Source organism: Shewanella sp. 492, assembly GCF_059338445.1.
This window is the reverse complement of sequence record NZ_CM181702.1, coordinates 1,750,544-1,774,723: the sequence shown is the minus strand read 5'-3', so window position 1 is coordinate 1,774,723 and position 24,180 is coordinate 1,750,544. Positions and strand designations below refer to the sequence as shown.

23 protein-coding genes and 1 pseudogene are annotated in these 24,180 nt (G+C 46.8%); 13 read left to right on the top strand and 11 right to left on the bottom strand.

Going from position 1 to position 24,180, the window contains the following annotated elements:
* Positions 1–41: 41 nt before the first annotated feature.
* The 10 genes and pseudogenes from casB to rnm all read right to left on the bottom strand — a co-directional run bounded on the left by casB (position 42) and on the right by rnm (position 10,557).
* Complete coding sequence (gene casB, locus AC5YBX_RS08050; RefSeq protein ID WP_494524717.1) at positions 42–605, bottom strand: type I-E CRISPR-associated protein Cse2/CasB; 564 nt, start codon at positions 603–605, stop codon at positions 42–44.
* The gene (gene casA / locus AC5YBX_RS08045) at positions 602–2,191 is read right to left on the bottom strand and encodes a type I-E CRISPR-associated protein Cse1/CasA (protein ID WP_494524716.1); all 1,590 of its coding nucleotides are present in this window, start codon (positions 2,189–2,191) and stop codon (positions 602–604) included. Before casA ends, casB begins: the two co-directional genes overlap by 4 nt.
* Entirely contained in the window at positions 2,188–4,929 is a 2,742-nt protein-coding gene (cas3, locus tag AC5YBX_RS08040) for a CRISPR-associated helicase Cas3' (protein ID WP_494524715.1), read from the bottom strand. Before cas3 ends, casA begins: the two co-directional genes overlap by 4 nt.
* A 133-nt stretch (positions 4,930–5,062) precedes the next feature.
* On the bottom strand, positions 5,063–5,227 hold the full coding sequence (locus AC5YBX_RS08035) for a BrxR family transcriptional regulator (RefSeq protein WP_475516675.1): 165 nt from the start codon (positions 5,225–5,227) through the stop codon (positions 5,063–5,065).
* Between the two features lie 149 nt (positions 5,228–5,376).
* A pseudogene (locus AC5YBX_RS08030) lies at positions 5,377–5,907 on the bottom strand (BrxR family helix-turn-helix transcriptional regulator); the annotation flags it as partial.
* A 178-nt stretch (positions 5,908–6,085) separates the two neighbouring features.
* Complete coding sequence (locus AC5YBX_RS08025; protein WP_494524714.1) at positions 6,086–7,348, bottom strand: tyrosine-type recombinase/integrase; 1,263 nt, start codon at positions 7,346–7,348, stop codon at positions 6,086–6,088.
* Between the two features lie 181 nt (positions 7,349–7,529).
* A complete protein-coding gene (gene scpB / locus AC5YBX_RS08020; protein ID WP_494524807.1) occupies positions 7,530–8,153 on the bottom strand; it encodes an SMC-Scp complex subunit ScpB in 624 nt (207 codons plus the stop codon).
* A 16-nt stretch (positions 8,154–8,169) separates the two neighbouring features.
* A complete protein-coding gene (locus AC5YBX_RS08015; RefSeq protein ID WP_494524713.1) occupies positions 8,170–8,958 on the bottom strand; it encodes a segregation and condensation protein A in 789 nt (262 codons plus the stop codon).
* 121 nt (positions 8,959–9,079) lie between these two features.
* Entirely contained in the window at positions 9,080–9,700 is a 621-nt protein-coding gene (locus tag AC5YBX_RS08010) for an L-threonylcarbamoyladenylate synthase (RefSeq protein WP_110458066.1), read from the bottom strand.
* Positions 9,697–10,557: an RNase RNM gene (gene rnm, locus AC5YBX_RS08005; RefSeq protein WP_494519278.1), complete on the bottom strand. Its 861-nt coding sequence runs from the start codon at positions 10,555–10,557 to the stop codon at positions 9,697–9,699. Before rnm ends, AC5YBX_RS08010 begins: the two co-directional genes overlap by 4 nt.
* 422 nt (positions 10,558–10,979) lie before the next feature.
* On the opposite strand from rnm, the gene AC5YBX_RS08000 reads away from it, so the two are divergent.
* The 6 genes from AC5YBX_RS08000 to trpA all read left to right on the top strand — a co-directional run bounded on the left by AC5YBX_RS08000 (position 10,980) and on the right by trpA (position 17,725).
* Complete coding sequence (locus AC5YBX_RS08000; RefSeq protein ID WP_494519279.1) at positions 10,980–12,533, top strand: anthranilate synthase component 1; 1,554 nt, start codon at positions 10,980–10,982, stop codon at positions 12,531–12,533.
* Positions 12,530–13,144 carry an aminodeoxychorismate/anthranilate synthase component II gene (locus AC5YBX_RS07995; protein WP_494519280.1) on the top strand — a complete coding sequence of 205 codons (615 nt, stop codon included), beginning with the start codon at positions 12,530–12,532 and terminating at the stop codon, positions 13,142–13,144. The genes AC5YBX_RS08000 and AC5YBX_RS07995 overlap by 4 nt, the downstream gene beginning before the upstream one ends.
* Positions 13,145–14,182, top strand: coding sequence for an anthranilate phosphoribosyltransferase (gene trpD / locus AC5YBX_RS07990; protein ID WP_494519281.1), 1,038 nt, complete (start codon positions 13,145–13,147; stop codon positions 14,180–14,182).
* A 14-nt stretch (positions 14,183–14,196) separates the two neighbouring features.
* Positions 14,197–15,642 (top strand): bifunctional indole-3-glycerol-phosphate synthase TrpC/phosphoribosylanthranilate isomerase TrpF, encoded by a 1,446-nt coding sequence (gene trpCF, locus AC5YBX_RS07985; protein ID WP_494519282.1) that lies wholly within the window; start codon positions 14,197–14,199, stop codon positions 15,640–15,642.
* Between the two features lie 69 nt (positions 15,643–15,711).
* Positions 15,712–16,923 carry a tryptophan synthase subunit beta gene (trpB, locus tag AC5YBX_RS07980; protein WP_475516667.1) on the top strand — a complete coding sequence of 404 codons (1,212 nt, stop codon included), beginning with the start codon at positions 15,712–15,714 and terminating at the stop codon, positions 16,921–16,923.
* A complete protein-coding gene (gene trpA, locus AC5YBX_RS07975; RefSeq protein ID WP_494519283.1) occupies positions 16,916–17,725 on the top strand; it encodes a tryptophan synthase subunit alpha in 810 nt (269 codons plus the stop codon). Before trpB ends, trpA begins: the two co-directional genes overlap by 8 nt.
* 148 nt (positions 17,726–17,873) lie before the next feature.
* Here the strand turns inward: trpA and AC5YBX_RS07970 are convergent, their stop codons facing one another.
* A complete protein-coding gene (locus AC5YBX_RS07970; RefSeq protein WP_494519284.1) occupies positions 17,874–19,940 on the bottom strand; it encodes a S9 family peptidase in 2,067 nt (688 codons plus the stop codon).
* A gap of 260 nt (positions 19,941–20,200) precedes the next feature.
* Here AC5YBX_RS07970 and AC5YBX_RS07965 point away from each other — a divergent pair, with 260 nt between their 5' ends.
* The 7 genes from AC5YBX_RS07965 to xthA all read left to right on the top strand — a co-directional run bounded on the left by AC5YBX_RS07965 (position 20,201) and on the right by xthA (position 24,129).
* Entirely contained in the window at positions 20,201–20,497 is a 297-nt protein-coding gene (locus AC5YBX_RS07965; protein WP_494519285.1) for a DUF6482 family protein, read from the top strand.
* A gap of 28 nt (positions 20,498–20,525) precedes the next feature.
* Positions 20,526–20,822, top strand: coding sequence for a DUF3081 family protein (locus tag AC5YBX_RS07960; protein WP_494519286.1), 297 nt, complete (start codon positions 20,526–20,528; stop codon positions 20,820–20,822).
* A 17-nt stretch (positions 20,823–20,839) separates the two neighbouring features.
* Complete coding sequence (locus AC5YBX_RS07955; protein ID WP_494524712.1) at positions 20,840–21,445, top strand: HAD family hydrolase; 606 nt, start codon at positions 20,840–20,842, stop codon at positions 21,443–21,445.
* A gap of 226 nt (positions 21,446–21,671) precedes the next feature.
* Positions 21,672–22,262, top strand: coding sequence for a CIA30 family protein (locus AC5YBX_RS07950; RefSeq protein WP_494519288.1), 591 nt, complete (start codon positions 21,672–21,674; stop codon positions 22,260–22,262).
* Between the two features lie 195 nt (positions 22,263–22,457).
* Positions 22,458–23,003 carry a septation protein A gene (locus AC5YBX_RS07945; RefSeq protein WP_494519289.1) on the top strand — a complete coding sequence of 182 codons (546 nt, stop codon included), beginning with the start codon at positions 22,458–22,460 and terminating at the stop codon, positions 23,001–23,003.
* Complete coding sequence (locus tag AC5YBX_RS07940; protein WP_494519290.1) at positions 23,003–23,302, top strand: YciI family protein; 300 nt, start codon at positions 23,003–23,005, stop codon at positions 23,300–23,302. Before AC5YBX_RS07945 ends, AC5YBX_RS07940 begins: the two co-directional genes overlap by 1 nt.
* Positions 23,303–23,322: 20 nt before the next feature.
* A complete protein-coding gene (gene xthA, locus AC5YBX_RS07935) occupies positions 23,323–24,129 on the top strand; it encodes an exodeoxyribonuclease III (protein WP_494519291.1) in 807 nt (268 codons plus the stop codon).
* Positions 24,130–24,180: the final 51 nt, after the last annotated feature.

Genomic DNA, 24,180 nt, shown 5'->3' with positions numbered 1-24,180 from the left:
ATTTAATTAATTAGGTTATTGAATATCTGTTTTACATTAAGCTATTTTTTCGCTGATGCAGCGCGGTAATAATCCATGGCCCATTGCACGGCAATGCGTTTATCTGCCCGCTCAGGGCGAAAGTTATGGTGCTCAGCAAACCATTGTTGTACGTCTTTGATTAATGCTGTTACAGCAACCTCATTGTTGACTTGCTGCAAAATTCGGCGCATTCGACGCAATAACTCCTCGGCGGTACTTACATCTTGGAGTTGGGCAAAACGTAACTCACTAACTACTGATTTATCGCTGTCACTTTTACTGCCTGCCGCTTGAGCAAGCTTCTGTTTACTATCATTTTTTACATAAACCAAGACACCTGCAAGCGTTGCCCAACATTCAAAGTCTTTTTCGGTTGCCGTTTCGATGATTTCAGTCGGTAAACTCAACCATAAAGCTCGAAAGCCTTCGGTTAGCATGATTGCGCTTAAGCTATCGCAACGCTTTAGTTGGGCTTTGTATAATGTGGGCGCTGTTTGCATGCCATATTCTTTTAATTGTTCAGCAGGCAAGAACATCGTTTGCCACCAGCGTAAACAACTTAGTTCTGGAGAGAGACTACTCATGCTATTTCCTTTTTAACGTCAATTTGATGATTGGCCATAAAGGCTTTAATTTCTTTGCCGCCAAATAACCAAGCGACTAATGCTTGGCGCGCTTGAATACGTTTAGCCATGGAACGGGCATTACCCAGTTCTGATAAGGCGTATTCATCGAATAAATCTACGCAAATATTACGGAGTGTTTGCAACCATGTTTTAGCTACTTCTGGGGGAGATTCAGCATCAGGTATTAGTGCAGCAACCGCGGTAAAAAATGCAGCTTCACTGCGTTGCCAAAAGGCGGTGTCAATAAAAGACGTATCCCCTTTTGCATCGCCCGGTTTATCAAACCAAGCGGCTTTTATTTGGCTACGGCAATGCCAAAGTGCATTATTACAAATTGCTTGTAACTGCTTAATTTCCCTTAATGCCTTCTCTTGTTTTTCAGCTGGCATCGCAAATAGCGGCATGGTTGTGGAATACCACCCATCGACACGGGCTTTGTCAAAGTCATAAGAAAACATCCATATGTTTGGAACATGGCTTATTTTTTCAATGAATAGTGGTAAAACACTATAGAAATGACTAACGACTTTTGCACATCTAAGTTTATTGATTTCACTAGTAAAAGTAATACTTTCCCAAACCTTATAGGTGATCGAATCAGAGCTACCTTTAATAGAGCGATAAGTATCTTCTTTTTTATCGTATTGGTATGGAGTTAATGGATGGTTCCAATGCCCAGAATAATTGTTGCCATGCCCTAGAATTAAATAATCCCTCGTTGCAAACATAGTTTGTGCACCCGTTATTGAGCATAAAAAATTACCCGATACCAGTTTCAGTCTTATGCGATTGGGCATAGCCCAGTAAACATGTAATGGATGTACGTCATGTTCATAAATTTCTTTTGATACTTTACCTTTAGGAGCACTGCTAATAGTTGGTGCCATCCATGGAAATACAGAGCCATCATGAAAATTTGGCTCGCTCCATTTCAAATAATCAAGATTCATAACATTAAGCCAAAGCTTAACCCATAAGCTGCTTTTCTCAGTTGAAGGAGTTATCAATGTTGTTAAAGGACCTGCACCTCTTATACCTACTCGCCCTCCCTTACATGCCTTATTTGGTGGACCATTTAATTGCAATGTGAATAGTGCTAAAGCTCCCATCTCCTGAGACATAACATCGCATTGGCCTCTCTTTATAAAATGGTCTTTATTATCTTTAATACCGTTTTCACCCGGCGTTTCGATTAATAAATTAGAAATCGATTTTAAGCTGCCATGTTCAATAGGATCGTAATCCTGCATAAACAAAGGGCCATCACCATTAAAATTAAACGCATGCTGCACTTTATTAAATGCTTGTACTAACTCATGTTCAGTGGGCGCTTGCTCAAAATTTTCAATCCAAGCAATTTCATCCTCTGGCGCCAACACGGTTTGTAATAGCCCGATGGCAAATTGATAAGCCGCCCCCTGAAAATCAGCACGTGGTAGGGCAAAGTCGACAATATCAGCACGGCCAATGGCTGCCATGGGTAAGGTTTGTACACTGCCGTCTCGCAATTTAAACGGTAGCCATGGGTCTTGAACTAAGTTCATAACACCTCCTGTTTTTGTACCTGACAAAAACCTGTTGTTGAGTGGTAGGTATAGTTTTCCTCTAACTCTGGCAACCAAAGTTGTAGGTATTTTATTTGTTGGTATTGCTGCTCTAATTGACTGACAGCGTTTGCAAAGGTCGCAGGGATAGGTTGTAATTTGTCGGCAAATTTATGTTTAGACATTTTCACTATGCTTAATGGCACGGCAAACTTTTCATCGTCTATCCAAGGAGCCAGTTGGCCTGCTTCATTTTGTTTTAATAACAACACTTCAACCGTTTCAATATCGCTATGCCTTGTACTAATGTCGCTATTATCTTCATACCAATTGGCGCTTTCTGCGCTGTAGCCAAATCGCTGCCATTGTAATAATTGGGATTTAGCTTTAGCGGCTTTACTACGCTCCTCACCAATTAGTTGATTTTCTTGGTTAGTGAGTGTTGCTGGTATAGTGTTATAAGCGTCGTCGCTGTAAACAGCCTCAATCAGTTGGCGTGCCTCACTCGGCATGCGAATAGCCCCTAACGTTAATAACTCACGTAAGCCTAACCATAAACGCCCTGGTGAACGGTATACATATTGCGTATTGCGAAAGTCTTTACTTAGCCAGTCACTCTGTGGCGTAGCGGTAAATTCAGGCGCATGAATATATAGGGTTGCGGGGGTACGAGTATCTTGAATGTTGGATTGGTAACGCCCTTGCTGATCACGCGTATGGCGGTGCAAACGGCCTGCGCGCTGTATTAAATCATCAATAGGGCAAATGTCGGTGATCATGATGTCGGCGTCTGCATCTAACGACTCTTGAAACACTTGCGTTGCAATCAGTACTTTGCCTTTACGGACAGCGCTATCACCTTGCTTACCGAAAATGCTCAACACTTTATTTTCAATGCTTTTTCTATCAGCCAAGACAAAACGACTGTGGAACAATAAACAGTCTTCTGGGTTTTCCAATTGCTCTTGTAAGTTTTTAAATGCGGCTAAAGCATCATCCACTGTATTGCGCACCCACACTACACACTGCCCTTGAGCTACAGCGATTAATATGGTGTCGATGCACGCATTAACTGTGTTCAGCGTGGTAATCGCGACCTCTCTACTGACATCTTTACGACTTGCCAATGGTTGCTCTAGCACCGACTGTTGTTGTAATGCGACTTTCGTGGCTAGTGGAAACGCTTGCTGCTGTAATGGGTAGATCGGAAATTGACCAGCATTTAGCCATACATTGACTAAGCGCTGGCGCTGCTTTAATGACAAGGTTGCGGTAAGCAAGATGGCTGAACCACCTTGATGTAAATGCAGGGCTAATAAGCTTTCCAGTAATTCAAACATGAACTCATCGGCAGCGTGTACTTCATCAAAAATGAGCACTTTTCTATTTAACCCTAATAAGCGAAGTGATTGATGTCGACGAGGTAGTACGGCTAATAAAGCTTGGTCAATAGTGCCTACACCAACGGGTGCTAATAAGGCTTTTTTCTTGGAGTCGGCTAGCCATTGGTTGCATTGTGCCGTAGCCGTACTGTCTGTTTGGTGATAATTGGTGTCTGTACTACCTGATGCTAGTACTGCCTCACGAAATATATCGTTCATTTCACGCGCACCATGTGCCAATACAATGCTTGGCTGTGATCCTTCACTTGTTAGCATTTGCTGGTAATGTTTAGCAACGCGAGCAAACATGGCATTGGATGTAGCCATGGTCGGTAAACCAAAATAAAAACCTTCTGCTGCACCGGCTTCCATTAGCCTATGGGTTAACGCTAATGCGGCTTCGGTTTTACCTGCACCGGTAACGTCTTCAAGTATAAATAATTGGGGTTTATCGTTGATTTCGACAGTTTCCGCCCAGCGTTGCAGCGGCGTTGGCGTATAACCATAATGCGCTTGAATAGATTGAAACGGTTTTATGATAGGCGCTTTATTCAGATCCGTTGCATCTAAAGCATTTTTAGCAATCTGCTGCGCCTGTAACCAGTACTCTTTAAGCGCAATATGGTCAGATTGATAGGTAAAGAAATGACTGTCCGAGCCAACCCAATCAGCTAACACCGCAAGCCCTGCGATTTGCCAACTCACTTGCTCCAGTTTTTTTCGCCATTCCTTTGAGCTAAATTTTTCAATAGGCAGCTCTGGTTGCAAGCAATCCACCACATCACGGAAAAATTCTTCTACTGCAAGCATATTGGCTCGCTCTGTAAAAGCCTTAATTGCCCCCGAATCTTTTTTATCAATAGGCTGCCCGTGGTGACCAAGCATGCAATCCATGATCACCATTAAGGATTTTTTTATCTCTGAGTGCTGTCGATCTCTTTTGTTTAATTTTGGTATTGAAAACAACTCATTGAAAACGAGAAATTCTAATTGTTGCCAGAAATAAAGACCCATACGATCATGACGGAAAGATTTACCGTCGTATTGAGTGCAATGATCTACTTTTAATAAGCGCTCATTATCAATGCTAAACAGTTGCTGAAAGGCCGATGCGAATTTCCCTAGGTCGTGAAGAACAAGAAAAAATACCAATAAACTTTGCACTTGCTTAGGTGTAAGCTCTAAAAAATTTGCGAGATCTTTCGTAAGCACTCTATTGTCATCTAATAAACAATGACCAACAGCAGCCACATCCAAACAGTGATAAGCCAGCAGGTGGTAATCAGCCTCCATTTGTAAAGAAGCCTTTCTGGCCTTACCCCAATATTGAAAATAACTTACTTCATCGGTGTCCATTTCCCTACTCACTTGACTCCCTTGTTATTCGCTCAGTCGCGACCACTTTACTGTGTTCAAAGCGCATCACAACACTGGTAAAAAACTAAGGTAAAGCGACTTTACCTTACATTGGCGATTTGTTATTTTCCGTTCAATTAAGCACTAAGAGCCACTGTTTTATATCATGTTGATTGACCAATACCAGTTGCTGGGTTTCCGGAATGCCATCAAGCATTTTGGTGTTAACCCGCATTTCGTGCAGTAGGTAATTAGCAAGTGCTGCACGGATGTGAAGAATAGGCTGGCCACCTTCCATTTGTGATCATTGGCTAACACAGCTTGTTTTTCTTGAGAAAGACGTTGATCAGGTTGTAGTAAGAGTAGACTAGTAGTTTGCCAGGCAAAATCAGCGTCGACACCTCGATAATGACCATCGAGCAATTCGGCATGACCAAGAAAACGACTTAATACTAGATCGCGATAACCTTGAGACTTTTCATAATAGCCTCTGACATGCCATCTCAACCCCGTATTAACTAGGGTGTAAGGATGGAAGATCCGACCATCACTTTCTGGATTAGTTATAGAAACATAATTAACTTCCATGCGCTTTTGTTGATGAATGGCTTGTACTAATACGCGGATTACGTTTGCCGATACAGTTCGATGTGGCAACGTTAACAAGCTTACATTCAAGTATACCGGTGAGGAAAAATGCAATTGCTTGGTTACGAACCATTGGAGGTAATTATTTCTGTCTATAGAAGTTGCAGTCGACGCAATAAAGTACGGTACAAATTCGGATGAGGGGTCATATGCCTTCGCTGTACGAACTAAGCTATTGGGATAGCGGTCGAGGTGACTTTTTAAATCTTGATAGGCTTGTTGACGGCTAATGGCAAATTGATTGATGAGTTGCTTGTTGCCAATGTTTCCCTTCCACCATGTCAACAATTCAATAAAGTAAAATCTTTGTATTACGTTCCCTGTCACCATATCCCTCTCCTTAGGACATTAACTGACACACTACTTTTATATATCTTATTCACCAAATAATGTCTAGATATTAGGCTTTATCCCTCTATTTAAAAATTAAATATATCACTGTAATATCGTGATATATTTTAGACTTGGAATTTTTTTGATGAGTGCATGCGAATAAAAAATAAGGCGACTATTGCGCGGCCTTAAGCTCCACCACGTTTTCATAAACTGCAGGATCTTTAAGTTGCTGCAGCTTATGCCACCACGCCTTATACGCTTTCGCTTGTTCTTCTATATAATCGTGATGATCATAGATTGACTGCACGCCATCCAGCTTATGCCCCAACATGGTTTCAGCGACTTCCGTCGTAGTGATTTTACTCATGTTAGTGCGCTGCGTTCTGCGCAAATCGTGCATAGTCCAATCATCACCAAGCGGCGTACCGTTCTTAATAGACCAAGTGATAATTGGCTTAGCCATGCGAGTGACAACAGCTTGAGAATATACCTCACCGTCTTTGGTAGGGAACATCAGATCGCCATCGCTTAATGACATAGCAAGCTCGATAACGGGCTTCACTTCTTCTATGATCGGGCGCAGTAATGCACGCTTCATCTTGTAGCCTGTCTTGTGGTTCTCAACAGGTACCGTCCACACCATTTTATCTAAATCAAAATGTGCTTTCTTAGCAAGGCGCAGCTCGCCGACGCGGCAACCATAGAACAACGCTAAAAAGACAAGGATGCGATTACCCAATCGCTGACGATTAGCGTGCTCTATACCTTGCAGCAAAATCGCTAATTCATCATTACTCAGGATGCGTGAACGGCTACCTAATGAGATGTTTAAATCTTCTTTTGACTCGATACCAGCTAACTCATTCGACTTAATTAAGCGGCGGCGAACGGCCCACTTTAACGCACGGCGGCTAACGGTTAACACTAGGTTGGTAATAGTAGGCTTCTTGGCGGCAAGCGACTCAAGCAGATCGAGCCATTGGTGAAGCGTCACTTTGTCGACCTGTTTCTGTCCGAGCGTTGGGAATACGTTTATCTCGAGCGCGCGCAAATATTCTTTTGCCGTTTGCTCTTTGACGTTTGAGCGGCCTTCACCAAACTGCGAGTTATGCCAGGCACGAAAAACACTCTCTACTGTGCCATCATCAGCATTGGCTTTTGCCGCTTTCTCTCGCTTAGCTTCACGCGGATCGATATCATTGAGCAACAGCTTACGCTGTTCGTCGCAGGAATCCCTTGCCTCTTTAAGTGTCATTAAAGGATAAGGACCAATATCGATGCGAGCCGCTTTATCATTCCATCGATAGCGCATTTGAAATGTGATAGCGCCCTTGGCGGTAACCCTAACACTTAGTCCGTCACGATCAGTACGCTCGAAAGCTTTAGCACTCTCTTTGTTTAAGTTTGCTTTTAACCACGAATCAGTTAACGCCATATCCTTTCACCACTGTGTACATAGCGAAATTATGTACGCGATTATGTACACAAATCTCGAGGTAGGTTCTGAATGGAATCGAATAAATTTTTACTGAAAAAGTGACTTTAGCTTATGTTTTCAGCACTTAACACGCACAAAACGAACGGTAGTGAAAGCATCTGAAACAGCTGGTTTAGAATCACTCATTAGTAGACTCTTCTGTAGTTTTGGGCGCTGACTCTGGCGCGTCTATGTCCGTCTCAGAACGGGTCACACCAGAAAACAGCGCCGCTAATGACTCAGCATCAGATAAAGCAGGAAGATCTGCTATCGTATCTAAGCCAAAATAGGCTAAAAATTCATTTGTAGTCGCATACAGAGCGGGCCGTCCCGGCACCTCTTTATGGCCTACAATCTTTATCCAATGTCTATCGGATAAACTCTTAATAATATGGCTACCGACTGCTACGCCACGAACAAACTCAATATCGCCACGTGTCACTGGCTGACGGTAGGCTATCACCGCCAAGGTTTCTAGCGTCGCTCTTGAATAACGCGGCGCTTTTTCTTGCCATAAACGTTGTAAATAAGGACTTAAGGTTTCAATGGTTTGAAAACGATAGCCCCCAGCCACTTTAACTAATTCAACGCCGCGGCCTTGATAGTCTTGTTGCAATGCTTCGATCGCCGCCTTAATTTTAACCCGTGAAACATTAAAATTGGCCAGCACGCTTTCGCTTAAATGTTTTATCGACACCGTTTTCGCCATCACAAATAGGCTCGCCTCAATCAGCTGCTTAAGTTGTTCTGGATTGATTTGCAGTTTATTTTTCGACAATTCAATACGCCCTAACGTGAATGGTCGACAACGACTCGGCCTGAATGACGTCAACCAATAACTCTTTGACCAGCTCCATCAGCGCCAGAAAACTCACCACCACACCACTACGCCCTTCGGCAACATCAAACAGGTGTTCAAACGGGACGTAGGACTTACCTTCTAGCATAGCCAAGATCTGGATCATGCGTTCACGGGTCGATAAGGTTTCCCGGCGAACATGATGGTGCTCCGTCGCTTCAACCCGTTTAAGCACCGCGGCAAACGCGCTGGCCAACTCGACTAACGATACCGAAGGCGGCACCATCAGCGGTTTAATATCGGCAGCTGGTAAGGCTCTGGCTTGAAAAATATCACGCTCTAAACGGGGTAACTCATCCAAGCGCTGCTGCGCCTCTTTGATCACTTCATAGGCTTTTAATTGCCTAATCAGTTGTGCGCGAGGGTCTTCCTCTTCCTCATCGGCCACATCAGGTTTAGGCAGCAAAAGCCGAGACTTAATCTCGGCTAATGTGGCCGCCATCACCAGATAATCGGCGGCTAATTCAACCCTAGCCCCTTGCAGCAGTTCAATATATTCAAGATATTGATCCGTCACAGGCGAAATGGCTAAATCGACCACATCGAGTTTCTGCTTGCGGATCAAATACAGCAGCAGGTCGAGCGGACCTTCAAACGACTCAAGAAATACTTCGAGCGCTTCGGGAGGAATAAAAAGATCGGCGGGTAAGTATTTAACCACTTCACCGCGTACCACGGCTAAAGGTAAACTTTGCTGTGTACCCTGCATCCGCTCTCCCAATATCCCTTATTTTTCAAAGGGTAAAACGATAGCCACCAGCACCATTTTAACGGTATGGCTTTTATCAAACGCGCGATTATACCGGGTTAATCCCTCAATAGACAGGGAATTAACCAAATTGACTCACATCGCCAGCCCCAACACGCAATATCTCAATCTCCCCTTCAGACAAGTCGATCACCGTGGTGGGTTTCTGTCCTAAATATCCGCCATGAATAATCACATCCACTTGATGCTCTAAAATATCGCGGATATGCTCGGGATCAGACTCGGTAAACTCTTCTCCTGGCATGATCAAACTGGTCGACATCAACGGTGCATCCAACGCTTCAAGTAAGGCCAGCGCGATAATGTTGTCGGGTACCCGAATACCTATGGTCTTCTTTTTCGGGTTTTGCAGACGCTTAGGCACCTCTTTGGTCGCCTTAAAAATAAAGGTAAACGGCCCAGGTGTGTTATTTTTAAGCACACGATAAGCTTGGTTATCGACGCGGGCGTAGGTTGCCAGCTCAGACTGGTCACGCACCATCAAGGAAAAATCATGATCGTTATCAATCTGACGAATGCGCGCAATACGCGTCATCGCCTCCTTTTCACCCAATAAACAGCCTAAGGCGTAACCAGAATCGGTGGGGTAAACTACCACTCCACCTTGCTTAATCAGTTGCGCCGCTTGGTTAATCAAACGCGTTTGTGGGTTTTCCTCATGAACATAAAAAAATTGACTCATCGGCTTTCCATCCATTTATCCATTTGCCAAACCCAGTCGACCCCCTGGGGTTGGAACATATTTTTACCCAACTCAATCCAGCTACCCGGAAAGTGGAAATCACTGCCAAGGGACGCGAATAGCTGATTGAGTTTGCTAAGGGCGATTAAATTATTGCGATCATCTAAGGTTTGCTGACCCAGCACCACTTCCATAGCATCGCCGCCGGCCGCTTTAAAGTCGCGTACTAAACGCTTTAACCATTTAGCCGACAACTTATAACCACTTGGATGCGCTAATACCGCAACGCCGCCAGCCTGATGAATAATCTCAATGGCGCTGGCCATGTCGGACCAATTATTAGGTACATAGCCAGTTTTTCCTCGGGCAAGGTATTTCTTAAATACCGACGCCTGATTGACCGCATAGCCATGTTCTGCCAGCCATCTCGCATAATGGCCACGACTTAATGCCGCACTACCCGCGAACGCTTTTGCGCCTTCGTAAGCCCCTTCTATACCGGCTTTTTCTAACCTAAGACCTATCTCTTTAGCACGGGTTTCGCGCAGGGTTCGTTGCTGACAGAGAAACCCATCAAGCGTGGCGTTTGTTCTATCGATGTTTAAGGCAACAATATGAATATCAAAGTTATTCCAACGAGTCGATATCTCGGTGCCATCCACCAATTTTAGCGGCTCAGGCTGCGCATTGTTAAAATGGTGCGCCTCATCGAGGCCCGCCGTCGTATCGTGATCAGTAATGGCCAACACCTGCACCCCTTTTTCAAGGGCACGCGCGACTAACTCTGAGGGCGTTAATTGGCCATCAGATGCGGTGGTGTGGCTGTGTAGATCGATTAAAAGCGTTTCATCTGTCATCCGCATATTCTACTCGAGTTTGCCATTAGAAACATCTAATTGGCTTAACTTATTTACACAAACATTGATGGTCAAATACCGCTGTGCCTTGGCATTAATCACTATTTTTAGAAATAGAAAAATATTCCATTGACATGACCGCCATGCTGATGCTTTTATATAGCCAACGACATAATTTAACTTTTACATGACTTTTCGAGACACAATTTTATGACACAGCAATTTAATCACATCATTTGGTGGTGGCACTTCCCAACATAGCGGGTGGTGTGAAATTCTGTGCTCATGTAAAAGAGACAAGATTGAAACAACAAGCCCGCATTAAATGCGGGCTTTTTGCATTTAAGGGTTTAATTTTATTAACGTATTTTATTAATTAATACCAATCAAATTAACGATTTGATCGGCGCAGGAGCAGACACATGGCGTTACCCTCTCTGGCAAGAGTCAACACAGTAAAGGAGCGGATCACTTACCAAGACGATCCACTCAACTTGTATCAACAACTTACCCAAAATGCGCCGCACACCATGTTGCTCGAATCAGCAGAGATAGACAGTAAAGACCACCTAAAAAGTATCGTGATGACGCACGCCGCGATGATGATACGTTGTGAAGGCTTTCGCCTGATCTTTACTGCACTCAATACTAATGGACAGTCACTGTTAGCGCCCATTAAGGCTTTTTTTAACCTCGACAATGCCGAGCTTCACGACAATCGCTTAACCCTGACGCTCAATCAAGCGCCAGCCCAGCTCGATGAAGACGCCAGACTCAAAGCCACCTCCGCTTTAGATGGCCTAAGGGCTTTGGTGCAACATATCGATTGCGGTGATGATGTAGGGTTTGAGTCGTTATTTCTAGGCGGCGTATTAGCCTATGATCTTATCGATACCGTCGAGCCACTGCCCACGGTGCCAGAGAGTGAAAATAGCTGTCCTGATTACCTGTTCTATTTAGCTGAAACCCTGATTTTGGTTGATCACCAGCAGCAAACTGCCAACTTGATAACCCATGATTTTAGCCAGCAAGTGAGCGTTCAAGCAGCGTTGGCGGCGCGTGCTGAGACCCTAAAAAGTGCCTGTCATACGCTGGACCCTATCGAGGCCTTAATCCCAATTGATGCGCCAACCCAAGTCAACATTAACGACGAAGCCTTTATCAACATAGTCAACGACTTAAAAGAACATATTATTGCTGGTGATATTTTTCAAGTGGTGCCCTCACGCAGCTTTAGCCTCCCTTGCCCGAACACATTAGGGGCATACCGCGCACTGCGCCTTACCAATCCCAGCCCTTATATGTTTTATTTTCGCGGCGACGATTTCACCTTGTTTGGCGCCTCCCCCGAAAGCGCCCTTAAATATGAGGCGGCAACCAATCAAGTGGAAATTTATCCTATTGCTGGCACACGTAAACGTGGCAAAAAAGCCAATGGTGACATCGATTTCGATCTAGACAGCCGTATCGAACTGGAGCTAAGACTGGACAAAAAAGAGCTCTCTGAACATTTGATGTTGGTGGATCTTGCCCGTAACGATATCGCACGTATTAGCCAAAGCGGCAGTCGCCAAGTGCCCGAGTTACTTAAAGTGGATCGCTACTCCCATGTGATGCATTTAGTCAGCCGCGTAACCGGCCAATTGCGCAGCGACCTCGATGCCCTACACGCTTACCAAGCCTGCATGAACATGGGCACCTTAACGGGCGCCCCTAAAGTCAGTGCGGCCCAATTGATCCGCGGCGCCGAACAAGCGAGGCGCGGCAGCTATGGCGGCGCCGTTGGCTACATCAATGGCCTAGGCGATATGGATACCTGCATAGTGATCCGCGCAGCCTTTGTTAAACAGGGAACGGCGCATATTCAAGCTGGCGCAGGGGTTGTGTTTGACTCCGATCCCCAGGCCGAAGCCGATGAAACCCGCCAAAAAGCACAAGCGGTCATTACAGCCATCAAGATGGGAGGCGGACAATGAAACTGTATCTGCTGGATAATTTCGATTCATTTACCTACAACCTGGTGGATCAATTTCGCAGCCTAGGTTGTGAAGTGATTATTTACCGTAACGATGTGGCGGCAAGCTTTATCGCCGATAAGCTGCTCAGTGAAACCGAGCCCGTGGCGTTAATCTTATCACCAGGCCCTGGTGCCCCCCATGAAGCAGGCTGCTTAATGGCGCTTATTGGCCTGCTGGCAGGCAAAGTCCCTATGCTGGGGATCTGCTTAGGCCATCAAGCTATGGTTGAACACTTTGGCGGTAAAGTTGAGCGCGCCACACAGGTGATACACGGTAAGGCCAGCCCAACCATACACTCAGGGCAAGGGATCTTCCACGGACTGCCCTCGCCGCTGCCGGTGGCCCGCTATCACAGTTTAGTCGCCACCCAAGTACCCGACTGTTTAACAGTGATCGCCACCACCGACACCATGCCGATGGCCATTACCCATAAGGATTTCAAAGCCATTGGCTTTCAATTTCACCCAGAATCAATTTTGACCACCTTAGGCAGCCAGTTGTTAACCCAAACATTGGACTATTTAACAGGTGACGAACTCGGGTTAAGTACTGATAAAGGAGCACTGTAAATGAGCGACCTACAAGCGATTATCGATAAGTTGTATTTAGGTCAGAGCGTCAGTCGCGACCAAGCTAACTTGCTCTTTAGCGCCATTATTCAAGGTGAAATGAGCGAAGCCACTATGGCTGGCATGTTGGTCGCGATGAAGATGCGTGGTGAAACCATCGATGAGATCTCCGGTGCTGCCGACGCGCTACGCGCCGCCGCCAAGGTGTTTCCGATACCCAATGCCACCACCCGCAGCCAAGGGATAGTCGACATAGTCGGCACCGGCGGCGATGGCCATAACACCATCAATATCTCCACCACCGCAGCCTTTGTGGCCGCCGCCGCTGGCGCCAAAGTGGCTAAACATGGTAATCGCAGCGTATCGAGTAAATCAGGCTCATCGGATCTACTATCGCAATTTGGTATCGACTTAACCATGGCGCCAGAGACCGCACGCGACTGCCTCGATGAGTTGGGGTTATGCTTTTTATTTGCGCCCCATTACCATGGCGGAGTACGTCATGCCGTGCCGGTGCGCCAATCATTAAAAACCCGCACCCTATTTAACCTGTTAGGTCCGCTTATCAACCCTGCTAACCCAGATTATATTGTACTGGGCGTGTATAGCCGTGAGTTAGTTGAACCTATCGCTAATGTGCTTAACACATTAGGACTCAAACGGGCCATGGTGGTGCATGGCAGTGGCTTAGATGAAGTGGCCGTGCATGGTGACACCTTAGTGTGCGAGCTCAAAGACAAGCAGATCTCCCAATATACCCTTACCCCATCGGCATTAGGGGTTGAGCAAGCGACATTAGCCGAGCTTGAAGGTGGCACCCCAGCTGAAAATGCCGCCATCACGCGCGCCATTTTACAGGGGCAAGGCAGCCAAGCACATCGCAATGCTGTGGCCGTCAATGCAGGGTGCGCGCTCTATATTTCGGGCAACAGCGACACTCCCCTCGAGGGGGTAAAGCAGGCGTTAGCCATACTCGACAGTGGCAAAGCCTTCACCTTACTTGAGCAGCTCGCCAACGCCAGCAGCCCTGCCAATTAATACGAGGAGTCATTGTGAGTAATCAAGCAGCGCCAAGCCAAAGTAACGTATTAACCCGTATTGTTGCGACCAAAGCGGCACATATTGCCGCGCTCAAGTTGCGTTTTCCAGAAGCATCACTTCAGCCCAAGCAGTCGGATCGCAGTCTATTTGCAGCATTAAAAGCGCCCAACGCAGGCTTTATCTTTGAATGCAAAAAAGCCAGTCCGTCTAAAGGGTTAATTCGCCAAGACTTTGATGTTGAAGCTATCGCCGATGTTTACGCCCATTACGCTGCGGCAATATCGGTACTGACCGATGAGCAGTTTTTTCAAGGGGATATGGATTATATCCCTAAGGTGCGGGCGCGCGTTGCACAACCGATTTTGTGTAAAGACTTTTTTGTCGACACTTATCAAATCAAACTGGCGGCGCATCAAGGTGCCGATGCAATTTTGCTGATGTTATCTGTACTCGATGATGCGCAGTATCGTACTCTGGCTCAGCAAGCGCAGGTCTATCAGCTTGATATCCTGACAGAGGTGAGCAATGAAGCCGAGCTGCAGCGAGCCATCGCGCTCGATGCCGCCATTATTGGCATAAACAATCGCAATCTTCGCGATCTATCCACCGATTTAGCCACCACAGAGGCGCTCGCTCCCGCCATACCGCAAGATCGGGTGATCATCAGTGAGTCAGGCATTTACCAGCATGCTCAGGTACGCCGCTTGAGCCCGTTAGTCGATGGTTTTTTGGTGGGCAGCTCCTTGATGGCCGAGGACGATTTAGATATCGCGTGCCGCGCGTTGACACTAGGACACAACAAGGTGTGTGGGTTGACACGTGATGCTGATATACAAGCTGCAACCGACGTCGGCGCCGTCTACGGCGGGCTGATTTTTGCCCCCAAATCTCCCCGTTATATCAGCCCAGCGCGCGCACTTGAGCTAGTACAGCGCCAACGCGGCAGAGGTAAAGCGCTGCGATTTGTCGGGGTTTTTGTCAATGAGGCCACTGAGGTTATTGCCGCGATTGCGGCCTCGCTTAACCTGTTTGCGGTGCAATTACATGGCAAGGAAACCGCCGAAGATATCGCTACGCTGCAACAGGCACTCAAGGCTCTCGATTGCAACGCGCAGATATGGAAAGCGCTCCCCATTAGCGTCGATAGCGGCACAGCAAACCTTAACATCGAAGTGCCCCCCAAAATCGATCGACTACTGTATGACAGCCAACGGCTTAACAAACAAGTCGATAACGCTGGCCAATTTGGCGGCACCGGGCGGTGTTTTAATTGGCAGTTGGCCCTGCCCCATAAAGCACAGGCCATGTTAGCTGGCGGGCTCAATGACCAAAACGCTGCACAAGCGGCAACACAAGGATTTTTCGGTTTGGACTTTAACTCCGGCCTTGAGAGCGCGCCTGGGCTAAAAGATAGCCATAAACTGAACGCTGCCTTTAAGGCGTTACGCCAATATTAAGCAGATTGACCATACACTTATTGATATTTCGCCCAGCACTCACTCTGGGCAACACATTAGGACACGATTATGACTAAGCTTGACCCTTACTTTGGCGAATATGGCGGTATGTATGTACCACAAATATTGATGCCAGCATTGAAGCAACTGGAGTCGGCCTTTGTCGATGCGCAGCAAGATGAAGCCTTTCAAGCCGAATTTAACGACCTGCTGAAAAACTATGCCGGGCGTCCTACCGCCTTAACCTTAACCCGTAATTTAAGTCCCAACCCTTTAGTCAAAATCTACCTAAAGCGTGAAGATTTACTCCATGGCGGTGCCCACAAAACAAACCAAGTGTTAGGTCAAGCTTTACTGGCTAAACGCATGGGCAAAAAAGAGATCATCGCCGAGACGGGCGCAGGCCAACACGGCGTCGCGACCGCGCTGGCTTGTGCCCTGCTGGGGTTAAAATGCAAGGTGTATATGGGTGCCAAAGATGTCGAACGTCAATCACCGAACGTGTTTCGGATGAAACTGATGGGCGCCGAAGTCATTCCGGTGACGTCAGGCTCTAGCACCTTAAAAGATGCCTGTAACGAAGCCATGCGTGACTGGTCTGGCAGCTATGACAAAGCCCACTACCTATTAGGCACAGCGGCAGGGCCGCACCCGTTCCCAACCATAGTGCGTGAGTTTCAGCGGATGATCGGCGCCGAAACCAAAAAACAGATCCTCGAGCGCGAAGGACGCCTACCCGATGCCGTCATTGCCTGCGTCGGCGGCGGGTCAAACGCTATTGGGATGTTCGCCGACTTTATCGATGAACCCTCGGTGCAGCTTATCGGTGTCGAGCCTGCGGGCTTAGGCATAGACACGCCGATGCACGGCGCGCCGCTTAAACACGGGAAAACCGGCATTTTCTTTGGCATGAAAGCGCCATTGATGCAGGATAAAGAGGGCCAAATTGAGGAGTCTTACTCTATCTCGGCAGGCCTGGATTTCCCCTCGGTGGGACCACAACACGCCCATTTGGCGGCAACTGGGCGAGCCACCTATGAGTCTGCTACCGATGATGAAGCCTTAGAAGCGTTTCAACAATTAGCGCGTTGTGAGGGCATTATTCCGGCGTTGGAGTCGGCTCATGCACTCGCTTACGCCGTTAAATTGGCCAAACAAGCCACCAAAGAGACCCTGCTCGTGGTTAACCTGTCGGGGCGAGGTGATAAAGATATCTTCACCGTCGCCGACATTCTCGAACAACAAGTTAAGTCAGCACCACAGGAGAGCGGCAATGAGTAACCGTTATGACGCCACGTTTAGCGCCCTTAAGGCCAACAATCAGGGCGCTTTTGTCCCCTTCGTCACCTTGGGTGATCCAAGCCCTGAATTGTCGCTACAGATAATCGACACCTTGGTCGATAATGGCGCCGATGCCTTAGAGCTAGGGTTCCCGTTTTCCGATCCGCTCGCCGATGGCCCCGTGATCCAAGGTGCAAACCTGCGCTCACTGGCAAGTGGCACGACCGCAAGCCACTGCTTTGAGATGTTAAGCCAGATCCGAAACAAGTATCCCGATTTACCCATCGGCCTGTTGCTGTACGCTAACTTAGTCTATAGCAATGGCATCGATACTTTTTATGCCAAAGCCAAGGCCGCTGGTGTCGATTCGGTATTAATTGCCGATGTACCGGTCGAGGAAGCCAAACCCTTTATCGCGGCGGCAACGCACCATGGCATAGCGCCCATTTTTATTGCGCCGCCTAACGCCGATAGCGACACACTGCAACAGGTGAGCGAGCATGGCAAGGGTTATACCTATTTGTTGTCTCGTGCGGGCGTGACGGGCACCGAGTCAAAAGCCGGCATGCCTATCGCCGATATATTAGCCCGCTTAAAGGCCTTTAACGGCGCGCCGCCTCTGCTGGGATTTGGTATTGCCGAGCCTGCGCAGGTGCGCGAGGCCATTATTGCCGGTGCTGTTGGGGCGATTTCTGGCTCAGCCGTGGTTAAGATCATCGTCGAGCATCAAGAAGATCCTGCAAGGTTACTGGCCACATTAGCCGAATTTACCCGAAATATGAAAGCCGCCACCTTAATGTAACCAAGCTGAATGTAACCAAGCCTAATCGACATAAACTATCAAAGTATGACTCAACAAAAAAGCGCCTGATAACAGGCGCTTTTTTTATCAAGGTAATGATGTTTGATACTGACTTAATTGAGCGTCAATCAAGCGCACACGCCATGCTTTAAGCTTGGGTTTTTACCGCCTCTAGCTTAGCTTTATGATCTAACTCGAAGCTAGGCAAGCTGGTTGCACCTTGCTTAAGATAATGATCCATCCAACGCATCAAACGCAGATGATAATCATACTGGGCAGCCGCTTTACGGTTACCATGACCTTCGCCAGGGTAATAGACCAAACGTACCGCTTTACCTTGCACTTTCATGTAGCGATACAGCTCCATCGACTGCGCCGGATGCACTCGAGGATCCTCTTTACCGTGCATGATTAGCAGCGGCGTTTTAGACTGACCCGCCCAGTAAATGGGGCTGCGCTCTAAATACCATTGCCATTTTTCCCATGGGTATGAGCGTGCATGCACTAGATGCATCTCGTTGGAGATATCTGTGGTACCAAACTTTGACAGTTGATTGCTCACGCCAACAAACATCACACTGGCAGCAAAATGCTCAGTTAACTTAGTCGCCGCCCACGCAGAGGCGTAACCGCCGTAGGAGCCGCCGGTGATACCGACTCTTTTGGCATCCACCAGCCCCATATCCACAAGGTGGTCTTTAAAGCTGACTAAATCGTCAAACTCCTTGCCAGCATAATCGTTTTGCCCAAGCTTGGAGTAATCAACCCCCTTGCCTGTACTACCACGGTAATTGGGGTAAAACACCGCGTAGCCTTGCGCCGCTGCCAGCTGCCCTGGACGCGAGTAGTTGGTTAACCAACCGTCCTTATCATGGCTCTCTGGCCCCCCATGTACTGACATGATTAAGGGGTAACGCTGGCCCTTTTTATAATCCAGTGGGTAGATGAGTATGCCGCCAATCTCGACGCCATCACTGGTGTTAAATGAAATGGATTCTTGCTTGGCAAAACGTTTGTTGTCTAGCCAAGGATTAGAATTGCTCAAACGAGTAGCGCTAGATGCACGGCTACTGAGTTGATAGACCTCATTAGGGTGTTTAGCGGTATTGGCACGCATCACCAAGGTGTTGTCTGAGTCTGATAAACTCAATTGTGAGGCGATGAGTTGCCCAGGTTTGACCACGGTGCGGTAATCGCTGCTACCCGGTTTGAGTAAACCAACTAAAGAGTCAGTATTGATATTGCTGATAAAATACAGCTCGTTACTCTTGTTCTTCCACTCAAAATCACTTACATGACCCAAGTGGTTAGGTAACCATGAACTTATCTTGCCTGTTTTCGTCTCGGCCAGATAGAGTCGCCCAGTAGCTGGATCGTGCTTATCTTGCGCCCCAAGGATCGCCACATATTGGCCATCATAGGAAAACTCTGCCGCACCTAATTTACCTTCGGTGATAAACGAGGTCATGACCTGTTGCTTGTTGGCATCGACAAGATGCCATTGGGACTTCATGTATTGATCGTCAATTAAAGCACTAGGCTGAGTCTTAACCAATAACTGGCTGTCATCTGCCGACCACTGCACCGCCGACACCACACCATCGATTTGCCACGCAACAGGGGTTAACGGCTCATCATTAACGGCCAGTTCAAGCACAAATAGCTGCTTATTGGTTAAGTCTTCTTCATAGACTTCGGCCATAAAGCCGAGTTTTTTCAACTCATCGACACTGCTATCTTTAGCCGGGTTGGCAATTAAGGCGACCTGCTTACCGTTATGACTTAAAGCATAGTCGGCGACATCGGTCCCTTTAAGCGCCAAGGTCTTAACCGCTTGCCCGCCATTAAAAGGGATTCGATACAGGGCGGTGTGTTTATCTTCGCCCATCTTAGCTAAGAAATAGACTAACGACCCGTCGGCAGACCACTTGATATTATTAATGGTCACCTGCCCGGTAATATATGGGCGTTCAACCCCCTTACCATCGACCAAGTACAGTTCGGCCCAGTGGGCACCGTTTTCTTCTTTGTATAACTGCCGAGGCACATAGCGTGTAAACGCGACATTATCGCCCGATGGACTCACTTGTACCTGTGCTACCTGTTGTAGGCCTATGACCTCTTCGGCTGTCAGCAAGTCGGCGCTGCTACTAAAACTGAAAATGCCTAACGATAACGCTATTGCCTGCTTAACAGTATTTAACTGCTTAATCATCAATATCACTCCAATTTGTTCATTTTATTGTTTTTCTCTTGATCTGCTCTGCCATTATAGGTTTTTGTTAACAAAACAAAAGCACCTAAGAGACATTATTCCCCCCTGGTGAAGACTATAATGCAACAGATGTGAACGATTGCCTGCACTTTTATGCTTTAAAATAAAGCCGCGACTCACCATCGAAGCGATTGTCGATAAGTGATCGATTGAGATCAGGCTGACGTAATACCATGACCACTAGGTCTCGGGAGTTAGACATGACGCAAGATGAACTGATTGAACTATTTAAAGCAAACCACCTTTCACCCACCATCATAAACACCGCCGATGCCACCCGTTATCTTGTTGGCGGTGAAGATCACCAAGGTAATTTTTATCAGTTAACCCAAGACGATCTCAGCCCTATGCCCTGTCACTCTCTGGAGCAAGCCAAAGTACAACTGAAACAGATGGGCGTGTGTAAAGCTACCTTCGAGCTCTATACCGCCTACGATGAGATGATTGGCGTTGCCCCTCAGTTCGATAACAAAACCAGTATTGAGTTATCGTTTTAATCCAATACTGAGGTTAAATGGAAGCCTAATGAATAACATAATTAATCTGACCCAAGCACTACGCGTCTATGGGCTAGTGATCGATAAAGGCACTAAAGTCCAAGACTCAAAGAGCGCCCCCGAGCAACAACTTAGCACCGAGGGTAACGGCGGCTATTACTATCAAGATATGCTGGCATGGAGCGATTATGACGGCTACACCGCCTACCTGAAATATAATCAGGTAACTCTCACGCTGTTGTTTCATGGTAAATATATGCTCGACTACCCAAGCGACGCCAAGTTAGCGGCATTTATTAAGAAACTGAATAAACTGGCTAATTAAGCCAAATAAGGAACGTGATGCAACGTTTTACCAACAGCTTTCAAGGCGTGATTTTTGATTTAGATGGCACGTTAGTCAGCTCTAACTTGAATTTTAGCGCATTACGCCAGGCGATTAAGTGCCCAAGCGATCATGATATTTTGCACTTTATTGCAACGCTACCTGCAGAACAAGCCGCTCACGCCCACAAGATTATTGAACAAGCGGAGCAGCTTGATGCACAGCAAGCACGGCTGCTCAATGGCACCGATGCCTTTTTGGATTTCCTGTTAATGCAGCAGATCCCTATGGCAATTGTTACCCGCAACAGTAAAGCCGCGGCGATGCAAAAAATAATGCAAAACAACCTTCCCATTGACTTCGTTATTAGTCGCGAAGATGGCCCGGCCAAACCTGATCCTGCCAGCCTTACACATGTGGCTAAAGTGTGGGGGTTAACGGCGAATAAAATTGCCTTTGTCGGGGATCATCATTATGACGTCGATGCGGCTAATCGCGCCGGTATGCAATCGGTGTTGTTAACCCTTGATGAACACAAATCCTATCAACACCAGGCACGTTTTGTGTATCGCGATTTACACCAACTATTACAAGCAATGCCGTTGATTTCGCTCTGCGCGTAAACCACTCAGGTAATATCCGCACTCTATGAGTGAATGCCATCTCAACCTCATTGATAACCAACAGGAGTGACTCATGGAGCGAACTAATTGGTGTTGCCTTCATCAATTGATGCCTCAGCGGTTCAACCCGTTAGGCGCACAACCATTATCGCAAGTAATATTAATAAGGAGATTACTGAGATTATTAGCACCACGAAGTAGGCTAAACCTAGGCGTTGCCTCAGCGATGCTGCTAACATCACTTACCGCCTCAACAACCAACGCAGAGACTCACATGGACAATATCGATCTACTAAACCTTGATGGCACGCCTCAACAGCAGTGGAACATAGTCAATGACGGCGTGATGGGTGGGCGCTCAAACAGCCGTATACATAATAATGGCAACAGCTTACTGTTTTCTGGCACAGTTTCACTGGAAAACAATGGCGGTTTTGCCTCTATCAGCCAGCCGTTAACCCCATGGCAACAGAGGCTCAAAGAGCCCAAATACGATCCACTTATGGCACAAAAAATAACCGCAAGCCGCATTACCATTACGGCAAATGGCGATGGTAAACGCTACCAACTGCGAATAAAAACCGGTAAAGGCATCGCACAAACCACTTATAAAACCGGTTTTACCCCCCTAAATGGGGCGCCGCAGCAATGGCAATTTTCCCCGCAGCAGTTTATCGAAACCTTTCGTGGCCGCGACTACCCTACGCGCCCCAAACCCGACTTTAATCAGCTAAGTGCGGTGGGGATCTTAATCAGTGATAAGCAAGCAGGGAGTTTTCAACTCGAACTGCATTCACTAGAGCTGCTGCTTGAATAACCGCCATTACCGCTCACATAACAAGTCAGTGATCTACATTTAACAACCCGCTGGCTTGCTCAATGTTTGGCAAGGCTCGCATTAATTTAAATTCATCGCCAATTACCCGCTTCTACCCATTGGATAGCTTTTTCACCCAAAGCAGGCATGCTACACTGCGGCCAATCTGTTTATTGACTCATTGAAACCAAACTTATGAAACAACTGCTCGACTTTTTGCCGTTAGTGATCTTCTTCGCAGTGTATAAATTTTTCGATATCTATATCGCCAGTGGTGCCCTAATCGCAGCTACAGCGTTACAGCTGATCATCACCTACCTGATGTACAAAAAAATTGAAAAAATGCACCTTATCACCTTCGCCATGGTTAGCTTTTTCGGCACCTTGACCTTAGTGTTTCATGATGATGCCTTTATTAAATGGAAAGTGACCGTAGTGTATGCACTCTTTGCACTCGCCTTAGCCATCAGTCAATTTATTAATAAGCCCATTTTAAAGGGCATGTTAGGCAAAGAGTTAATTGTCGCCGATAAAATATGGGCCCATGTTACTTGGTATTGGGTGTTGTTTTTTGTGGGCTGTGCTCTGCTTAACATCTATGTCGCCTTTAACCTGCCTCAAGAGACATGGGTTAACTTTAAAGTGTTTGGCCTAACGGCCCTAACGCTGCTTAACACTGTCGTTACTGTAGTGTACCTTTACAAAAACATGCCCGAAGAACATAAAAAGGAACTCAAATAATGTGGTATATGATCTCATCTCAAGACATTGAAAACAGTTTAGAAAAACGCTTATCAGTACGCCCAGCACATGTGGCGCGCCTGCAAGAGTTATCCGATGAAGGTCGGCTAATGCTAGCAGGTCCCCATCCTGCTATCGATAATGAAAATCCTGGCGAAGCCGGCTTTACAGGCTCACTGGTAGTGGCTGAATTTGATTCACTGGAAGCCGCGCAAGCGTGGGCAGATCAAGACCCATACGTTGCCGCTGGAGTCTATGCCAAGGTGATAGTCAAACCGTTTAAACGCGTATTGCCATAGAGTTGACAGGATTGAACACATTGAAAATCGTATCATTTAACATCAATGGCCTCAGAGCTAGACTACACCAACTTCAGGCCCTTATTGATACGCATGCCCCCGATATTATCGGCTTGCAAGAGACTAAGGTTCATGATGAAGCGTTTCCGCTCGCTGACGTCGAGGCCATGGGTTATAAGGTGCACTACCACGGTGGTAAAGCCCACTATGGGGTAGCTATGCTGTCTAAGCGTGAGCCGCTCAGTGTACAAAAAGGCTTTCCTACCGACGAGGACGATGCTCAGCGCCGCATGATCATCGCCACCTTTAACCAAGACAATGGTAGACCGTTAACCGTGATAAATGGTTATTTCCCACAGGGTGAGAACATCAGCCATGAAACGAAATACCCAGCTAAACGTAAATTTTATCAAGATTTAATGCACTATCTCAATACCCATTGTCATCCAGGAGATGATATCGCCATCATAGGTGATATCAATATTTCTCCCATCGATTTGGATATTGGTATTGGCGAAGTAAACGCTAAACGTTGGTTAAAAACCGGTAAATGCAGTTTTCAGCCAGAAGAGCGTCAATGGCTCAGCACGCTACTCGACTGGGGCTTGGTCGATACTTTCCGTCAATTACACCCCACTCGCAGTGAGCGCTACTCATGGTTTGATTATCGCAGTAAGGGGTTCGATGATAACCGCGGTCTGCGTATCGACGTGATTTTAGCCACACCGTCACTGGCTGAGCGCTTAATTGAATCTGATGTCGACTATAACCTACGCGGTATCGAAAAGCCGTCGGATCATGCGCCGATCTGGAGCACCTTTAAATAAGCTGGCTTAAATCACAGATGAGATAAGCTGGGATAAATGCGCCGTGGATGT

Bases quoted from the DNA above. Each gene is read 5' to 3' on its own strand.
- casB (WP_494524717.1), bottom strand. From the start codon at position 605: ATGAGTAGTCTCTCTCCAGAACTAAGTTGTTTACGCTGGTGGCAAACG.
- casA (WP_494524716.1), bottom strand. From the start codon at position 2,191: ATGAACTTAGTTCAAGACCCATGGCTACCGTTTAAATTGCGAGACGGC.
- cas3 (WP_494524715.1), bottom strand. From the start codon at position 4,929: ATGGACACCGATGAAGTAAGTTATTTTCAATATTGGGGTAAGGCCAGA.
- AC5YBX_RS08035 (WP_475516675.1), bottom strand. From the start codon at position 5,227: ATGGAAGGTGGCCAGCCTATTCTTCACATCCGTGCAGCACTTGCTAAT.
- AC5YBX_RS08025 (WP_494524714.1), bottom strand. From the start codon at position 7,348: ATGGCGTTAACTGATTCGTGGTTAAAAGCAAACTTAAACAAAGAGAGT.
- AC5YBX_RS08015 (WP_494524713.1), bottom strand. From the start codon at position 8,958: ATGCAGGGTACACAGCAAAGTTTACCTTTAGCCGTGGTACGCGGTGAA.
- AC5YBX_RS08010 (WP_110458066.1), bottom strand. From the start codon at position 9,700: ATGAGTCAATTTTTTTATGTTCATGAGGAAAACCCACAAACGCGTTTG.
- rnm (WP_494519278.1), bottom strand. From the start codon at position 10,557: ATGACAGATGAAACGCTTTTAATCGATCTACACAGCCACACCACCGCA.
- AC5YBX_RS08000 (WP_494519279.1), top strand. From the start codon at position 10,980: ATGGCGTTACCCTCTCTGGCAAGAGTCAACACAGTAAAGGAGCGGATC.
- AC5YBX_RS07995 (WP_494519280.1), top strand. From the start codon at position 12,530: ATGAAACTGTATCTGCTGGATAATTTCGATTCATTTACCTACAACCTG.
- trpD (WP_494519281.1), top strand. From the start codon at position 13,145: ATGAGCGACCTACAAGCGATTATCGATAAGTTGTATTTAGGTCAGAGC.
- trpB (WP_475516667.1), top strand. From the start codon at position 15,712: ATGACTAAGCTTGACCCTTACTTTGGCGAATATGGCGGTATGTATGTA.
- trpA (WP_494519283.1), top strand. From the start codon at position 16,916: ATGAGTAACCGTTATGACGCCACGTTTAGCGCCCTTAAGGCCAACAAT.
- AC5YBX_RS07970 (WP_494519284.1), bottom strand. From the start codon at position 19,940: ATGATTAAGCAGTTAAATACTGTTAAGCAGGCAATAGCGTTATCGTTA.
- AC5YBX_RS07965 (WP_494519285.1), top strand. From the start codon at position 20,201: ATGACGCAAGATGAACTGATTGAACTATTTAAAGCAAACCACCTTTCA.
- AC5YBX_RS07960 (WP_494519286.1), top strand. From the start codon at position 20,526: ATGAATAACATAATTAATCTGACCCAAGCACTACGCGTCTATGGGCTA.
- AC5YBX_RS07955 (WP_494524712.1), top strand. From the start codon at position 20,840: ATGCAACGTTTTACCAACAGCTTTCAAGGCGTGATTTTTGATTTAGAT.
- AC5YBX_RS07950 (WP_494519288.1), top strand. From the start codon at position 21,672: ATGCTGCTAACATCACTTACCGCCTCAACAACCAACGCAGAGACTCAC.
- AC5YBX_RS07945 (WP_494519289.1), top strand. From the start codon at position 22,458: ATGAAACAACTGCTCGACTTTTTGCCGTTAGTGATCTTCTTCGCAGTG.
- AC5YBX_RS07940 (WP_494519290.1), top strand. From the start codon at position 23,003: ATGTGGTATATGATCTCATCTCAAGACATTGAAAACAGTTTAGAAAAA.